Origin of the sequence: Pseudomonas sp. R3-18-08, from assembly GCF_003852065.1 — a bacterium.
GTDB lineage: Bacteria > Pseudomonadota > Gammaproteobacteria > Pseudomonadales > Pseudomonadaceae > Aquipseudomonas.
Map to the genome: position 1 here is coordinate 3,911,121 of NZ_CP027729.1, position 15,913 is coordinate 3,927,033.

At 62.0% G+C, this 15,913-nt stretch carries 15 protein-coding genes; 1 reads left to right on the forward strand and 14 read right to left on the reverse strand.

All coding sequences use genetic code 11. The annotated features are described in order from the left end of the window. Nucleotides 1–15: 15 nt before the first annotated feature. The 3 genes from C4J92_RS17850 to C4J92_RS17860 form a co-directional block, all read right to left on the reverse strand. Nucleotides 16–3,003, reverse strand: coding sequence for an RHS repeat-associated core domain-containing protein (locus C4J92_RS17850; protein WP_124404792.1), 2,988 nt, complete (start codon nt 3,001–3,003; stop codon nt 16–18). 138 nt (nt 3,004–3,141) lie between these two features. Continuing rightward, complete coding sequence (locus C4J92_RS17855) at nt 3,142–3,435, reverse strand: BolA family transcriptional regulator (RefSeq protein WP_124404793.1); 294 nt, start codon at nt 3,433–3,435, stop codon at nt 3,142–3,144. 6 nt (nt 3,436–3,441) lie between these two features. Then, a complete protein-coding gene (locus C4J92_RS17860; protein WP_003236690.1) occupies nt 3,442–3,960 on the reverse strand; it encodes a DUF2059 domain-containing protein in 519 nt (172 codons plus the stop codon). Between the two features lie 192 nt (nt 3,961–4,152). On the opposite strand from C4J92_RS17860, the gene C4J92_RS17865 reads away from it, so the two are divergent. After that, complete coding sequence (locus C4J92_RS17865) at nt 4,153–5,541, forward strand: class II fumarate hydratase (RefSeq protein WP_124404794.1); 1,389 nt, start codon at nt 4,153–4,155, stop codon at nt 5,539–5,541. 114 nt (nt 5,542–5,655) lie between these two features. On the opposite strand, the gene C4J92_RS17870 is transcribed toward C4J92_RS17865, so the two are convergent. From C4J92_RS17870 to C4J92_RS17920, 11 genes are all read right to left on the reverse strand, one after another. Further along, nucleotides 5,656–6,612: a DMT family transporter gene (locus C4J92_RS17870; protein ID WP_124404795.1), complete on the reverse strand. Its 957-nt coding sequence runs from the start codon at nt 6,610–6,612 to the stop codon at nt 5,656–5,658. A 75-nt stretch (nt 6,613–6,687) separates the two neighbouring features. Continuing rightward, nucleotides 6,688–7,644, reverse strand: a complete 957-nt coding sequence (locus C4J92_RS17875; protein WP_124404796.1) for a fimbrial protein — start codon at nt 7,642–7,644, stop codon at nt 6,688–6,690. 168 nt (nt 7,645–7,812) lie between these two features. Further along, entirely contained in the window at nt 7,813–8,781 is a 969-nt protein-coding gene (locus tag C4J92_RS17880) for a fimbrial protein (RefSeq protein ID WP_124404797.1), read from the reverse strand. 38 nt (nt 8,782–8,819) lie between these two features. Further along, a complete protein-coding gene (locus tag C4J92_RS17885; RefSeq protein ID WP_124404798.1) occupies nt 8,820–9,356 on the reverse strand; it encodes a fimbrial protein in 537 nt (178 codons plus the stop codon). A gap of 11 nt (nt 9,357–9,367) precedes the next feature. Then, nucleotides 9,368–9,847: a fimbrial protein gene (locus C4J92_RS17890; RefSeq protein ID WP_124367773.1), complete on the reverse strand. Its 480-nt coding sequence runs from the start codon at nt 9,845–9,847 to the stop codon at nt 9,368–9,370. Between the two features lie 43 nt (nt 9,848–9,890). After that, nucleotides 9,891–10,373, reverse strand: a complete 483-nt coding sequence (locus C4J92_RS17895; RefSeq protein WP_124404799.1) for a fimbrial protein — start codon at nt 10,371–10,373, stop codon at nt 9,891–9,893. A gap of 10 nt (nt 10,374–10,383) precedes the next feature. Further along, on the reverse strand, nt 10,384–10,965 hold the full coding sequence (locus C4J92_RS17900) for a fimbrial protein (RefSeq protein WP_124371352.1): 582 nt from the start codon (nt 10,963–10,965) through the stop codon (nt 10,384–10,386). Nucleotides 10,966–10,982: 17 nt separating this feature from the next. Then, entirely contained in the window at nt 10,983–11,744 is a 762-nt protein-coding gene (locus tag C4J92_RS17905; protein WP_124404800.1) for a fimbria/pilus periplasmic chaperone, read from the reverse strand. Continuing rightward, on the reverse strand, nt 11,741–14,344 hold the full coding sequence (locus tag C4J92_RS17910; RefSeq protein ID WP_164487544.1) for an outer membrane usher protein: 2,604 nt from the start codon (nt 14,342–14,344) through the stop codon (nt 11,741–11,743). Before C4J92_RS17910 ends, C4J92_RS17905 begins: the two co-directional genes overlap by 4 nt. 20 nt (nt 14,345–14,364) lie before the next feature. Next, entirely contained in the window at nt 14,365–14,925 is a 561-nt protein-coding gene (locus C4J92_RS17915; RefSeq protein WP_124404801.1) for a fimbrial protein, read from the reverse strand. A 51-nt stretch (nt 14,926–14,976) separates the two neighbouring features. Beyond that, the gene (locus C4J92_RS17920; RefSeq protein ID WP_124367778.1) at nt 14,977–15,498 is read right to left on the reverse strand and encodes a fimbrial protein; all 522 of its coding nucleotides are present in this window, start codon (nt 15,496–15,498) and stop codon (nt 14,977–14,979) included. Nucleotides 15,499–15,913 lie beyond the last annotated feature (415 nt).

Genomic DNA, 15,913 nt, shown 5'->3' on the forward strand with positions numbered 1-15,913 from the left:
CCATCCTTGTGCTTGTCAGGATCGCCGGGCTGCGCTCCAGTTCGAGGCAAGGGTTGTGTACCCGCGCCTGGCATACACTACGAAAAAGCCGCGCCATTCGGTCAGTGCTGCAATCAGGCCGCGGGCCACCCTCACTATCGTGCGAGTGCTCCCGCTTTGCGCAGCCTGGGGCAGGCCCGTGAGCGCAACGGCCAACGCCTCAATCCCGGTCGCGGCCCAGTACGTCCACACCTGATTGAACATTCTGCTCAGCCCGCCGTGCATCAGCGCCGCAGGGTCCGGCGCCTGCACGGTCAGGCCATGGGGATCGTGGGCGGCCGTGGGGTGACCGCTACGAATCATCGCTCCCATCGCCCCATCGTAGGCTTCAACTGCGGGGGACACATTGGGTTGCATCAGCGCAGGCACTTCGCCGCCGTACACCGCGTTGGCGACGGTGGCGACCGCGTACGCTGCCGTCGCGCCGGCGGTGCGGCCGAGCCTGGCCCGCAGGGGCGTGCTGCCCCAGGATGACCCGCTGCCGTGACCACGCATGATCTGCTGCACCAGTTCCCTGGAGAGCGAGCGAACATGCCCGCTCAACCGTTGCACCGCTATGGGGTCCCACTGTTCCTCGGTTTGAACGCTCAGCGTGTCAACCTGGACGGCATATGCAGCGCCCACAAGGCTTGCCGAAATAGCACCGAACTGTGGCGCCAGGCGGGTCCAGTTACCGGCGATACCGGTGCTCATATGGAACGTGGCCAGGGCATCCAGCGCGACGACGCTATAGCGCAAGGCCTGATTGCGTTCCGGCGTGGGCTGGAGAGTGCTGAATACCGCCAGGTCGACGCCCGTCACGACGGCATTGGCGATATAGGTAGATAAACCATCGCGAATCGCGGCCGACGAGGCCGCTTGTATCCTCGAGCGCATAATCCACCCTATATTCGCCAGCCTGCGGCTGATGGAAAGCCGGCGTATTTGTTTGTCCCGGGGCGCCTCCAAAGCCGGGGTTGCGGCCAGCCCTTGCGCATCGTCCCTGGTGACCGGGTTACCGCCAACCATCGCGTACAGGTTCAAGCCATCGGCATCGCCGGTCGGGTCCGGGCTGATCCAGCGGCATAACCACGGCGCGTAGTACCTGTAGCCGTAGTAAGACAGCCCGCTGGCATCGCGCTCCTTGCCTGAATAACGGATGAACCGGTAACTCGCCTCGCTGGCGTTTTTCGCCGCCCACCACGCGGTCCCACCATAGGGGTAATAACTTTCCTGGCTGAGCAGTTGCGCCTGCTCGCCCAGTTCCAGGCTGCTGCTGCCCAAGTGGTCCGACAAGCCGTAACGGATCTGCGCATCCTGGCGCCCTCCCGAAGGGTGGCGATCCCAAAGCAGGACACGGACGGTGGTGGTTCCGGCATCGAGGTTGAGGACATTCAGTTGCTCCCCCGTTGCGCTGTCATGGCGAATTTCCAGTCCCGGCAAGTAGCGCACCTCGGCGGTGTGCATCACGCCCCGGGCCTGGGCGACCCGGCGTTTGAGGATGCGCTGGCCGGTGGCATCGTAGGCGTAGCGTTCTTCATCGTCGTTGCCGCCCGCGCGTCGTACCTGCGTGAGGCGCACCAGTTGATTGCGCACATCCCAGCCCATCGGATGGTCGCCTGCCAACGCCTGCAGGTTGCCGTTGCGGTCAAAGCCCTGGCCCAACCCCGGCGCGCTGTTGCCATCGGCCTGGGGCAGAAAATGATTGCTGCCTGCGGCCACGCTCATCTGCCGCGTGAAGCCCGTGCCGCTGCTGGGCACATGTTGCAACGTGAGCACGTTGCCGGCGGCGTCATAGCTGAACCGCTGGGTGTAGCGACGCCATACGCTGTCGTCAGTCGAGCCAAACGCTACCCTGGCCGGTAACGCCGAACCTCCCGGGTTACCGGCGGTTTCGCGGCCGGTGGCCTTGGTCAGTTGCGACAACGTGTCGTACTCATAAACGCTGGCCGAACCGACTTGGGTGTTGCTGGACCATTGCGTCGGCTGGGCAAGGTCGTCGATCCGCACGACGTTGCCAACGCCGTCATAGGCGTAGCGCAAGTCTTGCAGCGCCACACCCGGTTGTGCGGGCAGATGGGCAGTCATTTGCCGCAAGCGACCATCGAACTCACGGTAGTGCATGGCCCGCACAACGCCATTGCCGGCGCGCTCGCCAAGCACCTGGCCGGCGGCGTTGTAGCGGCGCTCGCCCAGCACCTGCGTACGCATGCCGCCTCTGGGCGTCACAGCGATGCTCGCCGGTTGGCCGTCAATGCCGTAGCCGTAGTCGAAGCGATTGCCCTTGGCGTCCGTGTGATGCAACCGCTCACCCAGGGCGTTAAACCCAACGGATGTCTGGAACGTCTCGGCCTCCAGGCGCCGCTCGCGTTGTGCAGCGGGCTGCGGCCAATCCAGCGCGGCACCCGCCAGCCGGAAGCGTCGGGTTTGCTGCGCAACCTGCGCGTGCAGCCCATACGCCTCGTGGAACAATGAGCCGCCGCCGTCATCGTGGCGAATCACCCGGCCACAGCGGTTGCGTGCGGCCTCTTCAGCCGAGGATAAAGCATAGGCAAGACGCTCGACGCACCGCGCTTGCTCATCAATGGCCGCCTGCTCGAACACGGCGACCGGACGCAGATACTGATCGTAGCGATGAGCCTGGTGCGCGCCCCGCCCATCCCATTCTTCCAGTAAATGCCCGGCCTCCCCCAGCAGCGTCAGCCGCCAGCCGGCATCCACGCTGTCGGTGCGCAACGCTTGTCCGCCAAGGCTATAGACCGTGCGTTGATTGGGCGCAGTGTCCGGCTGTGCGCGGGCCAACTGCAACAAACGCGGGTCCCATTGTTCAATCATCAAGCCCGTACTGCCAAACACCTGGCGATGAACGCGCACCTGCGCTTCAACCTCTGCACTTGCGCGGTGGTAGTTGATGTTACGAACAATTAACCCACGCGGGTCGACTGCGGCCAGGGACGGCGTGTTTCGATGGATGGAATCAGGCATGACCTCAAGACCTTATTGCTGAATAAGTAGTCCTGAAAGCCTAGGGATGCGGGGGTGGAGCAAGGTGGTGCTGGAGGATGTTTTGTGTATCCGGGTACTGGCATCGCCCCGACCCGCTCGCGCGGGTCGAGGCTGCGCTCAATGCCCGCCGGCGCAGGTCGGCGAAGCCGGCGCTGCGTCGATGTTCGCCCATTCTTCAGGCGTATAGGTATGCAGCGCCAGCGCATGAAACTCGGTCATCAGGTCACCCAGGCTGGCGTAGACCTTCTGGTGGCGCTTGACGCGGTTGAGCCCCTCGAATTGCTGGCTGACCAGCACGGCCTTGAAGTGGGTCTGCAACCCACGGCTGTGCATGTGGCTCTCATCCAGCACACTCAAGTGTTGCGGGTTCAGGGCGGCGAGTGCCGTTTCGATACGCTGTTGCATGGTCATTCCTGCTTACTTCTTCTTGGCCGGTGCGGCGGCTTTTGGCGTCAGCTCGTTGGTCATGTCTTCCAACAGCTTGTTAACCACCGGCACGGCGCTTTCCAGCTTGGCCTGGGTCATCTGGGCCGATTGCTGGGTCAGTTGCGGCATTTTTTCCAGGACTTTCTTGCCCAGTGGCGACTGGTAGAAAGCAACCAGGTCCTTGAGCTCCGATTCGCTGAAGTTGGTGGTGTAGAGCTTGACCATGTCCGGCTTCAGCTTCGGCCAGCCGATAGCCTGGTCCAGGGCGGCATTGGCCTTGGCCTGGTAGCTGTCGAGGACCGACTGCTTGGCGGCAGGCGCCTTGGTCTGTTCGAAACGCTGGGCGAACATTTGTTGCACTTGCATGTATACCGGGGTACCCAGCTTGTCAGCGTGGGCCAGGGTAAGGAAGGCTTCGGCACTGGCGTTGTGGCTGGCGGTATCGGCAAAAACCTGGCCGCTGGCGCAAACCAGAGCAACCGCGGTACAGATGGCACGAAGACGAGTCATCGAGTTTCCTTTCTAGCAGGCGAGGTAAAACCCCAAGGGCGACCATTCTGCGCCTAAAAAACCTCGCGGCTCAACCCCAGGCCTTGTCGGGCCTGGTTTTGCGGGGGGCAAATCCGATGAAGCGTGTTTTTTGGAACCCCCTGGGCCGATCACAGCCTAAACTGCGCAAACGAACCTGAAGGAGTGTGCCCGATGAGCCGTATCGAAACCGACAGCCTGGGAGACGTCCACGTCCCGGATGAAGCTTACTGGGGCGCCCAGACCCAACGTTCGCTGGTGAACTTCGCCATCGGCGAACAGCGCATGCCGCTGGCGGTGCTGCACGCCCTGGCCCTGATCAAGAAGGCCGCCGCACGGGTCAACGACCGTAACGGCGACTTGCCCGCCGACATCGCCCGCCTGATCGAACAGGCCGCCGACGAAGTGCTGGACGGCCAGCACGACGACCAGTTCCCACTGGTGGTGTGGCAGACCGGCAGCGGCACCCAGAGCAACATGAACGCCAACGAAGTGATCGCCGGCCGCGCCAATGAACTGGCCGGCAACAACCGCGGCGGCAAAAGCCCGGTGCACCCCAACGACCATGTAAACCGCTCACAGAGCTCCAATGACTGCTTCCCCACGGCCATGAGCATCGCCACCGTCAAGGCGGTTCACGAGCAGTTGCTGCCGGCCATCACGGTGTTGTCCGGTGGGCTGGCGGAATTGGCGGCGCGGCATATGAAGCTGGTCAAGACCGGCCGCACCCACATGATGGACGCAACACCGATCACCTTCGGCCAGGAAGTCTCGGCGTTTATCGCGCAGCTGGACTATGCCGAACGCGCCATCCGCAGCGCCCTGCCCGCCGTGTGCGAGCTGGCCCAGGGCGGCACCGCCGTCGGCACCGGGCTCAATTCGCCCCACGGCTTTGGCGAGGCGATTGCCGCCGAGCTGGCGGCGTTATCGGGCTTGCCGTTCGTCACAGCACCGAACAAATTCGCCGCCCTCTCCGGCCATGAACCGCTGGTGACCTTGCACGGCGCGCTGAAAACCCTCGCCGTGGCGCTGATGAAACTGGCCAACGACCTGCGCCTGCTGGGCTCCGGCCCTCGCGCCGGGCTGGCCGAAGTCAAATTACCAGCCAACGAACCGGGCAGCTCGATCATGCCCGGCAAGGTCAACCCCACCCAGTGCGAAGCGCTGTCGATGCTGGCCTGCCAGGTGCTGGGCAATGACGTGACCATTGGCATCGCCGCAAGCCAAGGGCACCTGCAGTTGAACGTGTACAAACCGGTGATCATCCACAACCTGCTGGAATCGATCCGCCTGCTGGCCGATGGCTGCAACAACTTCCAGGAACACTGCATCGCCGGCCTCGAACCGGACGCCGAACAGATGGCCGAACACCTGGAACGCGGGCTGATGCTGGTGACCGCGCTGAACCCGCATATCGGCTATGACAAATCCGCGCAGATCGCCAAGAAGGCCTATGCCGAAGGGCTGACACTGCGCGAAGCGGCGCTGGCGCTGGGCTATCTGACCGATGAGCAGTTCGACCAGTGGGTACGCCCGGAAAATATGCTGGAAGCCGGGCACTAAGCGCCAAAGGCAAATGTGGGAGGGGGCTTGCTCCCGATGGCGGTGGTTCAGTCAGTCATCTGTCATTGATACACCGCTATCGGGAGCAAGCCCCCTCCCACATTTGGAGCAAAATCATGAAGCCATGCGCAATCGCCGGGCCCTGAGCCCGGCCATCAATGACGGCGCCAACGCCACCATCGCCGAGCCGATCACCACCACCAGCGCGCCAAAATACCCCAAGGCATTGATCGCTTCGGCCTGCACGAAATCCGGCCACAACCACGCCGCCAACGCCACCGCCACAAAGGTCACCAGCGGCGTCAGCGCCAGGGTTGCACTCACCCGCGAGGCTTCCCAGTGGGCCAGCGCCTCGGCAAATGCGCCGTACGCCACCAGGGTGTTCATGCAGCACGCCAGCAGCAGCCAACCCTGCAGCGGGCTCAGTTGCAGCGCCTCCAGCGGGTGCGCCCAGGGTGTCAGCAACACGGCGCACGACAGGTAGATCACCATCATCACCTGCAGCGAATTCCACACGGTCAACAACTGTTTCTGGCCCAGGGCGTAAAACACCCAGATGCTGGTCGCCAGCAGCACCGTCAGTACCCCGGCGGTGTAGCTGCCCATCGAGGTGAGCAGTTCCAGCAGGCGCTGGTTGAAGAACAGCCCGAAGCCAACGATCAATATCACCAGCCCCGCGCCCTGCCCCAGGCTGAAACGCTCCTTGAACACAAACACACTGGCAACCATCAGAAAAATCGGCCCCATCTGCACCACCAGTTGCGCGGTACCGGGGCTGAGCATTTTCAGGCCGACCAGATACAACACGTAGTTGCCGACCAGCCCGCACACCGCCATCGCCACCAGCCAGCCGCCCTTGGGGCCGAGCACCTTGCGACTGGGCAAACGCCTGGTCGCTGCGAGGTAAACAAACAAGCAACTGCCGGCCACCATCAGGCGAAACCAGGTGACGGTGATCGGGTCCATCACCTGCAAGACCTGTTTGAGCTTGATCGGCAGAATGCCCCAGAGCAGCGCGGTCAACAGGGTCAGGAAAAAACCGTAGACCCAGCGGCCGGAAGAAATGTGCATGAGTGCCCCAGATGCCAGAGGAAGTGGAACCGGCATTCTAGGGGCATGCGATGCGCTTTGGGTATCACGCTGTGTTCATGGCACGCCCATCACCAGTACCCCGCTGCCGCTGATGGGGCCGGCGGCCGGCAATGAACCCGCTCGGCGTACCAGGGAAAACGTCACGTCGTCGGCGCCCGTGCTGTTAGTAATGCGGGTCAGGAACGAACCGTTCACAGCCACCGCTGCGCCGCCACGAACAAGCGCCGTGCCCACATCCCCATTGGTCATCATCAGCAGGCGTGAATCGAACGAAGAGCGGGTGCCCTTGTAAGTAATGGTGATGGGTGTATTGATCCCGCCATCCGGGCACGAATAGGTCAGCCTGCGGTTGCTGACGATGGCGGATGTCAGCGGGTCGGTGCCGATGGCCCGCTGGTGCACGTTGCCGAAGTTGATCTCGATGGGGTAGTTGTTATTGATCGTGCAGGTAGACGGGGAAACGGTGAAATTGTTGGCCGCGGTATACCGGACGGTGAGCTGCGGCCGCGTGCCGTCGTAGTTGTTCGAACTGGTGAGACGCAAAAGACCAAGGTCGTCGCCAATTCGCACATCGAACGGGTTGGAGGGATAGTTACGTAGCAGAATATAGGGGGTGACATTGATCAGATGAACGCTCCCGTTGTTGGGGATGGTGACGATGCCGATACCCGACGGCACCGGCGTGTTGAGGAAAGCGCCATTGATGCGTAACCCGGTTCCTTCGCCTACGAATTTCGGGCCCGGCGTCCAGGCGGTGCCTACCGCACTCCCAGTTGTCCAATAGTCCGCGTGCCAGGCGGGGCCGCCGCTATAGGTGAATCGACATTCCAGCCTGGCGCCTTCCAGCATGATCCTGCTGCGGTCGGCACTCAGGGTGACGGTAACGGGGACCTGCAGGTTCGGGTTGCCATTTTGCCAGGGGCCGCCATTGACACGACAATCGACAGCATGCGCGGTCGTGGTTACACCCGTCAGAACGAGAAGCACCAAGGCTCCAGATAGTCGTTGCATCTTGAACTCCATCAAACATCTGAAATGAGAGCACGCCCCTGTAAGTGCGGGCTTGCTCGCGAATGCGGTGGGTCAGTCAGGTGGTTATCAACTGACACACCGTATTCGCGAAGAAGCTCGCGCCTGCGTGTAAAGATGCATCCGCTCCAAGGCAGATTGGCTTACGCATCAGGGCACGCCCATGACAAGTACACCGCTCCCGCTCAGGGCCCCTGCGGCCGGCAGGGACCCAGTGCGCCGAACGAGCGAAAACGTCACATCGTCCCCGCCTACGCTATTGGTGATCTGGGTGCGGAACGAACCGTTCACAGGCACCGCTGAGCCCGCGCGAATCAGCGCCGTGCCCACGTCTGGATTGGTCATCAGCAGCAGCCGTGGGTCGAACGAAGACGGACTGCCTTTGTAGGTGATGGTGATGGGTGTATTGATCCCGCCATCGGGGCATGAATAGGTGAGCCTGCGGTTGCTGACGATGGAGGACGTCAGCGGGTCCGTGCCGATGGCCCGCTGATGCACGTTGCCGAAATCGATCTCGATGGGCGCGTTGTTGTTGATCGTGCAGGTTGAGGGGGACACGGAAAAGTTATTCGCCGCAAGGTACGTGAGCGCAAGCACCGTGCTGGTGCCGTTGTAGTTGTTTGTCTGGCGCAGGCGCAGCACGCCCAGGTTATCCCCTATCCGCACGTCGACAGGGTTCGTCGGGTTGTTGCGTATCAGGATGTAGGGCGTGACGTCGATGGGGACGCCCACACCGTTGTTGGGCATGACCGCCAACTGGATGTCATACGGCACCGGGGTATTGAGGTAAGCACCGTTGATGCGCAAGCCGGTGCCAAGCTGAGTGAATTTGGCGCCGGGCGTCCACGGAGGCCCGGCCTGTGTGGCGGTCCGCCAAAAGTCCATGAACGTGGGGAAAGACTGGCCCAGGGTGAATCGGCATTCCAACCGAGCTCCTTCGAGGTAGATACGCGAGTTATCCGAACCCGGTTGCACCATGACGGGCACCTGCAAGTTCAGCGTACCGCCTGCACCCACATTCACCCACCTGCCACCATTCACACGGCAATCGGCGGCTGTCACAGCGGTACTCACACCGGTCGATACCAGAAGCACGGTGGCGCCAAATAATCGTTTCATCTTGAGCTCTCATTCCTCTGCCCTACCCAGGCCCAGCGCTATGGATAGTCCAACGTGAACGTTGAGGTCACCGTGTATGCACCGTGCCCGATGGTCTGATCCGCGAGGGCGGTCGGCTCGCCCTGCACATACGCCTTGAGCTCGATGGCATTGCTGCCGTCGCTCAACACCTGTCTGTCGCTGACGGCATTCAGGGGCAAGGGTTTATCGCTTAAGGTCTCGATGCCGACGCCAATGCCAGAAGCGCCGCTGCCACCGTCCAGCGCGAGCAAGCCGGGAAGTTCTGTGTTTTCCCTACCGCCGAAGGTGATGGTCACCGAGTTGCCGATCGTGGTGTCGCAGTCTTCCAGGTGCAGCTTGAAACGCTTACCCACCGAGCGCGTGTTGATATAGAGGTGTTTGCTGGTCAGGTCCCAGAGTTCCAGCGTAATTGCCTCGTCGCCAGGGCGCAGGGTGCACGCCTCTTCGACCAGGTTGCCTTTGAAACGCAGATTGTCCGCCGCGTGCCCCATGGGCATCAGGCCGCAGATGAGCAGGAGTGCCAGGCCGTGCTTGTGAACCCGTTGATATCGCATCGATTCAGCTCCTACTGGTATTCGGCCAACAACGTGGCCACCGCCGTGAAACTGGCGGGAGGCAGCGTCGCGCCGGGCTGTTGCACCGGCACCACCTCCAATGTCGGCGGTGACGACAGGGTGATATCCAGCGGCGTATTGAGTGAAAATGGCAGGTCATTCTGAAAAACCCGAATGCCCAGCGCCGGCACGCTGGTCTGCACCGCTGCACCATCAAACGCCGTGGGGGTGCCGTTGACGCTCAGTTTCAGCGCCCACGGCAGCGTGTCGGTGCCGCAGTTGATCGCGTAGCCGACGCCCCTGCGATACCTCACGCCGTCGACGCGTTTTACCCCGACATCGCCAAAGTCGACTTCAATGGTGTTGCCCGTATCGATGGTGCAGGGCGGCGGCTCATTCAACGTGCCGCTGAACGTCACGTTGGCGGACGCGCCACTGCACAGGCCGATGGCCCACAGGGCGAGCAACGCTCGCGGCTGCCAAGCTGTCATGGGTCTTTCCTTTTCTTGTTAGTGGCCGTGTTATCGGTAGTCGTCATTGGTAATCGACCACCAGGGTCGCGGCGGCATCGAAGGTTCCGCCGGTCAGCTGGCTGCCCGCACGTTTGACCGGCACCGCCTGTACCACGGGGAAATTGGGGTAGGTAAAATTCACTGCCGTATTCAGCGGCCAGTCCGCGCCATTCACAAACAGCCTGACCCCAAGATCGGCCTTGCGGGTCGAGAGCACGCGACTGTCAAACGACGCCACCGTGCCCTTGAGTTCCAGGGTCAGCGCATTGCTGAACGGCGAATCACAGGTGACGGTATACGGCACATCGCGACGGTAGTTGACCCCGTCGACCCGTGACGTCTGCAGGTCATTGCCAAACGGCACGTCAAGCGTGCTGCCACCGTTGATGACGCACGGCGGAGGCGCAATGATCACCGCGCGAATGGTCAAGCTGGTCTCGGCCTGCACGCCCTGGCAGACCGCCAGCAACACGCCGCCGGCGATCAAACCGATTGATTTAGCCATCGCTGCACCCTTATTCATAATTGAGCCTGACTTCCACGACGGCCCTGAATGCCCCGCTGGTCAACGGCGCAGCGGTGCGCGTGGGCCGCACATTCCAGGTCTGGGTATTGCGGCCCACGGGCAAAAACAGCGGCTGACCGCGTGTGCCCAGTTGCACGTCCCGGCCGAGGGCATCGGTCAACTGCAGGCCCATGCCGGTGACGCCCTGCACTTTGACCAGCCGTGGATCGTCGGCATCGGCCGGCGCCTCGAACAGCACCGACAGCACCGGTTGGTAGGCGCTCCAGGTCAGGTTCCCGGTACGCTCATTGCGTATGCGGCCGGCGGTGCGCAGACAATCGGTGAACCGCAGCTGAAAGGCCTTGGCGGTCGCCTGGTCACCGGGGCGTTGCAACTGGCTGGTCGACACCGCGTCCAGATCGACGGTCTGGTGCAGGGAGCTCATTTCCAGGCTGCAAGGCGACTCATGCATGGAGCCGAGCACATTGAGCATGCCGCTCATGCCTTCGATATCCTCCTCATCCGCAGCCTGTGCCCCCATCGCCATGACCCATAACAGGCCGCCCAGGACCTTCACTTTTTGCGACTTCATGACGTTCTCCAGCAGCATTACTCGTTCGCCGGCGCGGCCTGGGGGTTCACTTTGCAAGTGTCGCCCGTGCAACTGAAGGCCAGCACCGGGCGCCCGCCATAATCGTTTACATAGGCCAGATAAGGGCTTGCCCCCAGGGCCTTGGCCGTGGCGCCCAGGGTCAACGCACCCTTGGGTGGCACCATCAGCGGCGTGAAGCCCGGCACGGTTTTGCCATCCTTGCTGCTGCGCGCATCCACCAGGGTCACGTAATACGGCGTCGGGTTGTTCACCCGGTATTGATCGCCTTCACGGGTCAGGGTCAGCTTCTCCTGCCAGGGGTTGGACAGGTCCTGCTGGCTCGGCGCAATGGCTTGCGGCCGGTAGAACAACTTGATGCGGGTTTGCAGGGCAATCTGCAGGGTGTTGGACTTATCACTGCGCGGTGGGATCTCCCGCAGGTTGAAGTAGTACACCGTCTCCCGGTCCTGCGGCAGCGCCTTGGCCGCCGGCAACGCCTGGACTTTCACCTGGCTCTGTTTGCCCGGCTCCAAGCGTTGCACCGGTGGCAGCACGATCAACGGCGTGGTGATTTTCTGACCGGCTTCATCCTCGATCCAGCCCTGGGCCAGGTACGGCAGTTGGGTATTGTTGTTGGTGATGTTCACGCTGGTGGCGTCTTTGCCACCGTCGAAAATCACTCGGGTACGGTCCAGGCCCACCGCCGCGTTGGCGCTCTGGCTCAAGCCCAGGGCCAACAGCGCAAAGGCCGGGAAGGTGGAACGTGTGGTCGGTCTCATGAGGCTGTGTTCTCCGTATCGGTAGGCTTGCCGGTCAGCCCGGCGGGCTCGGGCAAGGTTGGGTCAGCGGCTACCACCTGGCAGCGCAATTGCAGGGCGTCGGTCAAGCCATCGGCGGGCAAGGTGGCGGGCAGCGTGAGCAGGCAGCGCTCGTCGCCGCCCCAACTGACAGACATCTGCTCGCCAGCCTGGATGCCGCTCAGGTAGACGTGGCCGCCGTCATTCACAATGCCGGTGTCTTGTTGCTTGAGGTTCTTCACCGTCGCGCCGAAGGGCGGCGAACTGCCATCCGCCAGGCGCAGCACCGCCATGGCTTTTTCGCCGGCGATCACGTCCAGCGAGCGATAACCGATCGCGCCTTCGGTGAGCGTCAGTTGCGTGACCGACTGAGTGGCTTCGACGTTGCTCGGCAGGCGCTCCAGATCGACACTGGCGGCGGTACGCTGATAACTGCTGATATCCGAGATCACGGCCTTGCCGAAGGCATTGCTGCGCGTCGGCGCGCCATAACCGCGTACGGGCACATCGGGCACTCCGGTGGTGTCGACCATCAGGCGGGTGCCGCCGGTACTGGTGGTGCGATGGAGCGCGGCACCGTAGGCCGTGACCGTGGCACCGCCGCGCGCAGAGACACTGAGGCTGCCGGAACCGCCCTGCTGCCTGCCGGCGCTCACATCGATGTCGGCGTGGTCGCCCATATGGCTCAGGTAACCGCTGGCGGAGGTGTCGCTCGCGCTGAGCTGATAGCTGTTGCGCTCATCGAGGCGGTCGCTGTAGCGCGTGGCAACATTGTTGTTGCCGGCGGCTCGACTGGCATCCAGCGAGAGCGTACCGGTACGCCCCAACGGCAGGCTGACCGTCAGCGCCATGCCGTTATCCTTATAGTTATATTCCTGGGTACGGTACATGTTCAGGGACAGGCTCATGTTCTTGACCGTGCCCACATTGAAGTAGCGCGACAGCGACAGATTCCAGCGCTGCGTGTCCGGCCGGTCCCAGTAGGTTTGCTTGTTGTAACTGGCGTAGACGGTGGCGCCCAGGTCACGAAACTGCTTGTTGACCGTCACCGTATACAGCGCCTTGTTGCCGCCGATCGGCTTCCACCCCTCATTGGCGTCCCGATAATCCCCTCGCCCGCCGAGTTCGCCGTTCAGCCCGTAATACCGGGCGTCCAGGTATTCACTCATGCTCAGGAAGTTCTTCTCGGAAAAGCGGTAGCCGGCGAACGTCACCTGGCTGTCGTACTGTTCGAAATTCTTGGAATATTGAAGGCGGTAGGATTTACCCGAGAGCGTCTCGTTCCACACGCTGGCATGGGACTGCGTGACATCCAGCGAGACGGCGCCGAACGCCAGCAAGTCGCGGCCCGCGCCCACGGATAACGCCCGATAGTTGTTATCGGTGATCCCCCCACCGAACAACGACCAGCCATTGCTCACGCCCCAGGAAAACTCTCCGGTGCCGAAGACGTTGCCATCGGAGCCGTTCTGCAGATTGGACGGTCGCCCGCTCGCCAGCTTGTAGCGGACCTGGCCTGGGCGCGTCAGGTAAGGCACACCGGCCGTGTTGAGCTGGAAGGTCTGCACTGAACCGTCCTGTTCTTCCACGCGCACATCCAGCTTGCCGGTCACCGCATCATTGAGGTCCTGAATGCGAAAAGGACCGGCCGCGACCAGGGTCTCGTAGAGCACACGCCCCTGCTGGCTGATGATGACTTTTGCATTGGTCTTGGCCACCCCGACCACTTCCGGCGCGTAACCGCGCAAGTTGGGGGGCAGCTGGCTCTGATCCGAGTTGAGCGAAGCGCCGGTGAAGCGGAAGCTGTCGAACAGGTCCGAATACAGGTAGCTCTCCCCCACCACCAGGCGCGCCTGCAGCGCAGGAATGGCGCGATACGCGTAGTAGCGGCTCCACTCCAGCTTCTGCGGCCCGGCCGCTTCCTGCCGGCCGCTCTCCACGCGCCCTTGCCAATCGGCCCTGAGGCGCCAGGCGCCGGCATTGGCCCCGACGGTGCCGTTGCCACTGAGGTTTTTGCGCTGGCCGTCATTCTTCTGGTAGTTGGACTGCGCCGTCAGGCTGTAGTCCACCAGTAGCCCCGGCACCCCCTCGTCCCAGCGCGAAGGTGGGTCCCAATTGATGGCGTTGTACTCAAGGTAAGCCTGGGGCAGGTTGATGCTCAGGCTCGAGGTGGCCAGGTCGCCACTGACTTCCATGCCCGGCAGGCTGGTGATATCCAGGCACTCGCCGTCCTTCCACCAGGTCAGTTTGTCGGCTTCGGAGGCTTTCAGGCCCAGTTGCTCGACCAGACTGTGCGACAAACAGGCCTGGCTGCCCTTGGGGTCGTTATCGGGGGGATAGAACGCCACCGATTGTTCAGGAATAGGCTGGGCGTTCAGTTGCACAGCCATTGTATAAGTGCCTGGCAGAATGAAGCCGCTGCGCGCAAATCGAGACAAGTCGATATTAGTGCGATCACCCAGATCGAGAACGTCGGTATTGAACTCGATATCGCCAGCGCCCATTGCAGTGCCCGCCAGTGACATCAACCCGCCCAACAGTCCGGGACGGAGCGTATTTTTGATTTTCGACGTATTCAACATGCAAGCCTGTCCATCACTGTTCAAAAGTATTCCAACTTGAACCGCACCGCGGCACTGTGAGCACCGACTGCCAATGGCAAGCCGTTGCCGACCAGGAAAAACCGGTAGTTGAGTGTCATGTCGCCCTCCGCCAGCGGCACCGGCGCCATGCGTTGCCCCGGACGGCTTTCCTCGCCGGCAGCGTCCACGATGTGCAGGGCAACCCCCTGCGACTCGCCAAAGACCGCGAAGGAAAGCCCTGCCCTGTCGGTGGGGCCATCGAACGTCACGCGCATGTGCTCCCAGTCCGGCAGGGTTGCACCTGGGCGCGACGGGTCGGGGCGGGTCAACGAGCAATTGACCAGACGCAACTGGAAGGGATGGTCTTCGCCCCGCGTGTTGCGCAAGAGCCGGCCAACCGGTTCGGGCGGCATCTCGATGGTTTGATCGATACTGGCCAATTCCAGCCCGCAGGCGGAATCGATCACTTCTCCTCCCAGCTGCACGACCCCATCGCCTTGCGCAGACGCCTGGGCAACCGCGCAAGGGCTGATGAACGTCGTCAATGAAGAGGCGATAGCCAGACGTAGGAATGTGTTCACCTGGATCTCCCGTCAGCGTTCCCCCGCCACACCGGGTGGCGGGGGCACGACTTACTGATAAGCCAAGGTGAAATTGGTGACCGCGCTGAAGTCGCCAGGCACGATCGGGGCGGTGGCGGCGCCTTGTACATAAGCACCGAATTCCAGGGTGTTATCCCCAGCGGCGATGATTTGCGGGGCGGTAGGTACGCCCAACTCAACCGGGGCGCCGCCATGGGTCATCATGATGCCCACGCCGCCAGCACCGCCGACCGTACCGATCGCACCCGGCACAGCGCCGGATGGCGCGCCGGTGAAGGTGGTGGTGACGGTATTGTCAGTGAGGCCCGTCAGATCGCAACCTTCCAGTTCGATCAGCACGCGCCGGGCCTCCGACTTGCCCCCCGATTGCAACTGATGCTTGGCAATCGCCCCCAGGCGAACAGTTTGATCAACGGAGTCAGGCTTGATAGAGCAAGCGCCCGAATGGACCGACCCCAGAAACGTAACCGTTCCATCTGCCGCGTGCGCCATAGACACCGAACCCGCCAGCAGACCGACAGACAACAGCACAGCTTTCATTTTGGTTTTCATCTACAGATTCCCACTTAACAAGTGTCATTAAGAAGCCCTGTCACCGTTAGGCACAGGGCTGGTTAAAAAGCGGTTTCACCCATGCATTGAGGGGGAGTGTTCCTGAGCTGCTTTTCCAACTTTTTGTATTGCATTCAGGACCACACTCAACGCCGGGCAAGTGTCCGCTTCACACTTGAAGAAGTAAGCCAGCTGTTTCGTTTAACCATGTAGCCTTTGATATCAAGGCCTGCAGGAAAATTATGGCACTTTGCCAAAACTTTGAAATTGACTGAAGGAATGGGACTACACGCGAGTTAATGAGAATAGCTTAGAGCAGGACATAGCCGTAAGAATAGGGCTACACGCACTAAACAAACAACAAACTTTATTGGGGATTTGCAACCGAAGAATTTAGCTGCGGAGCGAGGGGTCT

Coding starts and splice junctions, on each gene's coding strand:
- C4J92_RS17850 (WP_124404792.1), bottom strand. CDS start 3,003: ATGCCTGATTCCATCCATCGAAACACGCCGTCCCTGGCCGCAGTCGAC.
- C4J92_RS17855 (WP_124404793.1), bottom strand. CDS start 3,435: ATGACCATGCAACAGCGTATCGAAACGGCACTCGCCGCCCTGAACCCG.
- C4J92_RS17860 (WP_003236690.1), bottom strand. CDS start 3,960: ATGACTCGTCTTCGTGCCATCTGTACCGCGGTTGCTCTGGTTTGCGCC.
- C4J92_RS17865 (WP_124404794.1), top strand. CDS start 4,153: ATGAGCCGTATCGAAACCGACAGCCTGGGAGACGTCCACGTCCCGGAT.
- C4J92_RS17870 (WP_124404795.1), bottom strand. CDS start 6,612: ATGCACATTTCTTCCGGCCGCTGGGTCTACGGTTTTTTCCTGACCCTG.
- C4J92_RS17875 (WP_124404796.1), bottom strand. CDS start 7,644: ATGCAACGACTATCTGGAGCCTTGGTGCTTCTCGTTCTGACGGGTGTA.
- C4J92_RS17880 (WP_124404797.1), bottom strand. CDS start 8,781: ATGAAACGATTATTTGGCGCCACCGTGCTTCTGGTATCGACCGGTGTG.
- C4J92_RS17885 (WP_124404798.1), bottom strand. CDS start 9,356: ATGCGATATCAACGGGTTCACAAGCACGGCCTGGCACTCCTGCTCATC.
- C4J92_RS17890 (WP_124367773.1), bottom strand. CDS start 9,847: ATGACAGCTTGGCAGCCGCGAGCGTTGCTCGCCCTGTGGGCCATCGGC.
- C4J92_RS17895 (WP_124404799.1), bottom strand. CDS start 10,373: ATGGCTAAATCAATCGGTTTGATCGCCGGCGGCGTGTTGCTGGCGGTC.
- C4J92_RS17900 (WP_124371352.1), bottom strand. CDS start 10,965: ATGAAGTCGCAAAAAGTGAAGGTCCTGGGCGGCCTGTTATGGGTCATG.
- C4J92_RS17905 (WP_124404800.1), bottom strand. CDS start 11,744: ATGAGACCGACCACACGTTCCACCTTCCCGGCCTTTGCGCTGTTGGCC.
- C4J92_RS17910 (WP_164487544.1), bottom strand. CDS start 14,344: ATGTTGAATACGTCGAAAATCAAAAATACGCTCCGTCCCGGACTGTTG.
- C4J92_RS17920 (WP_124367778.1), bottom strand. CDS start 15,498: ATGAAAACCAAAATGAAAGCTGTGCTGTTGTCTGTCGGTCTGCTGGCG.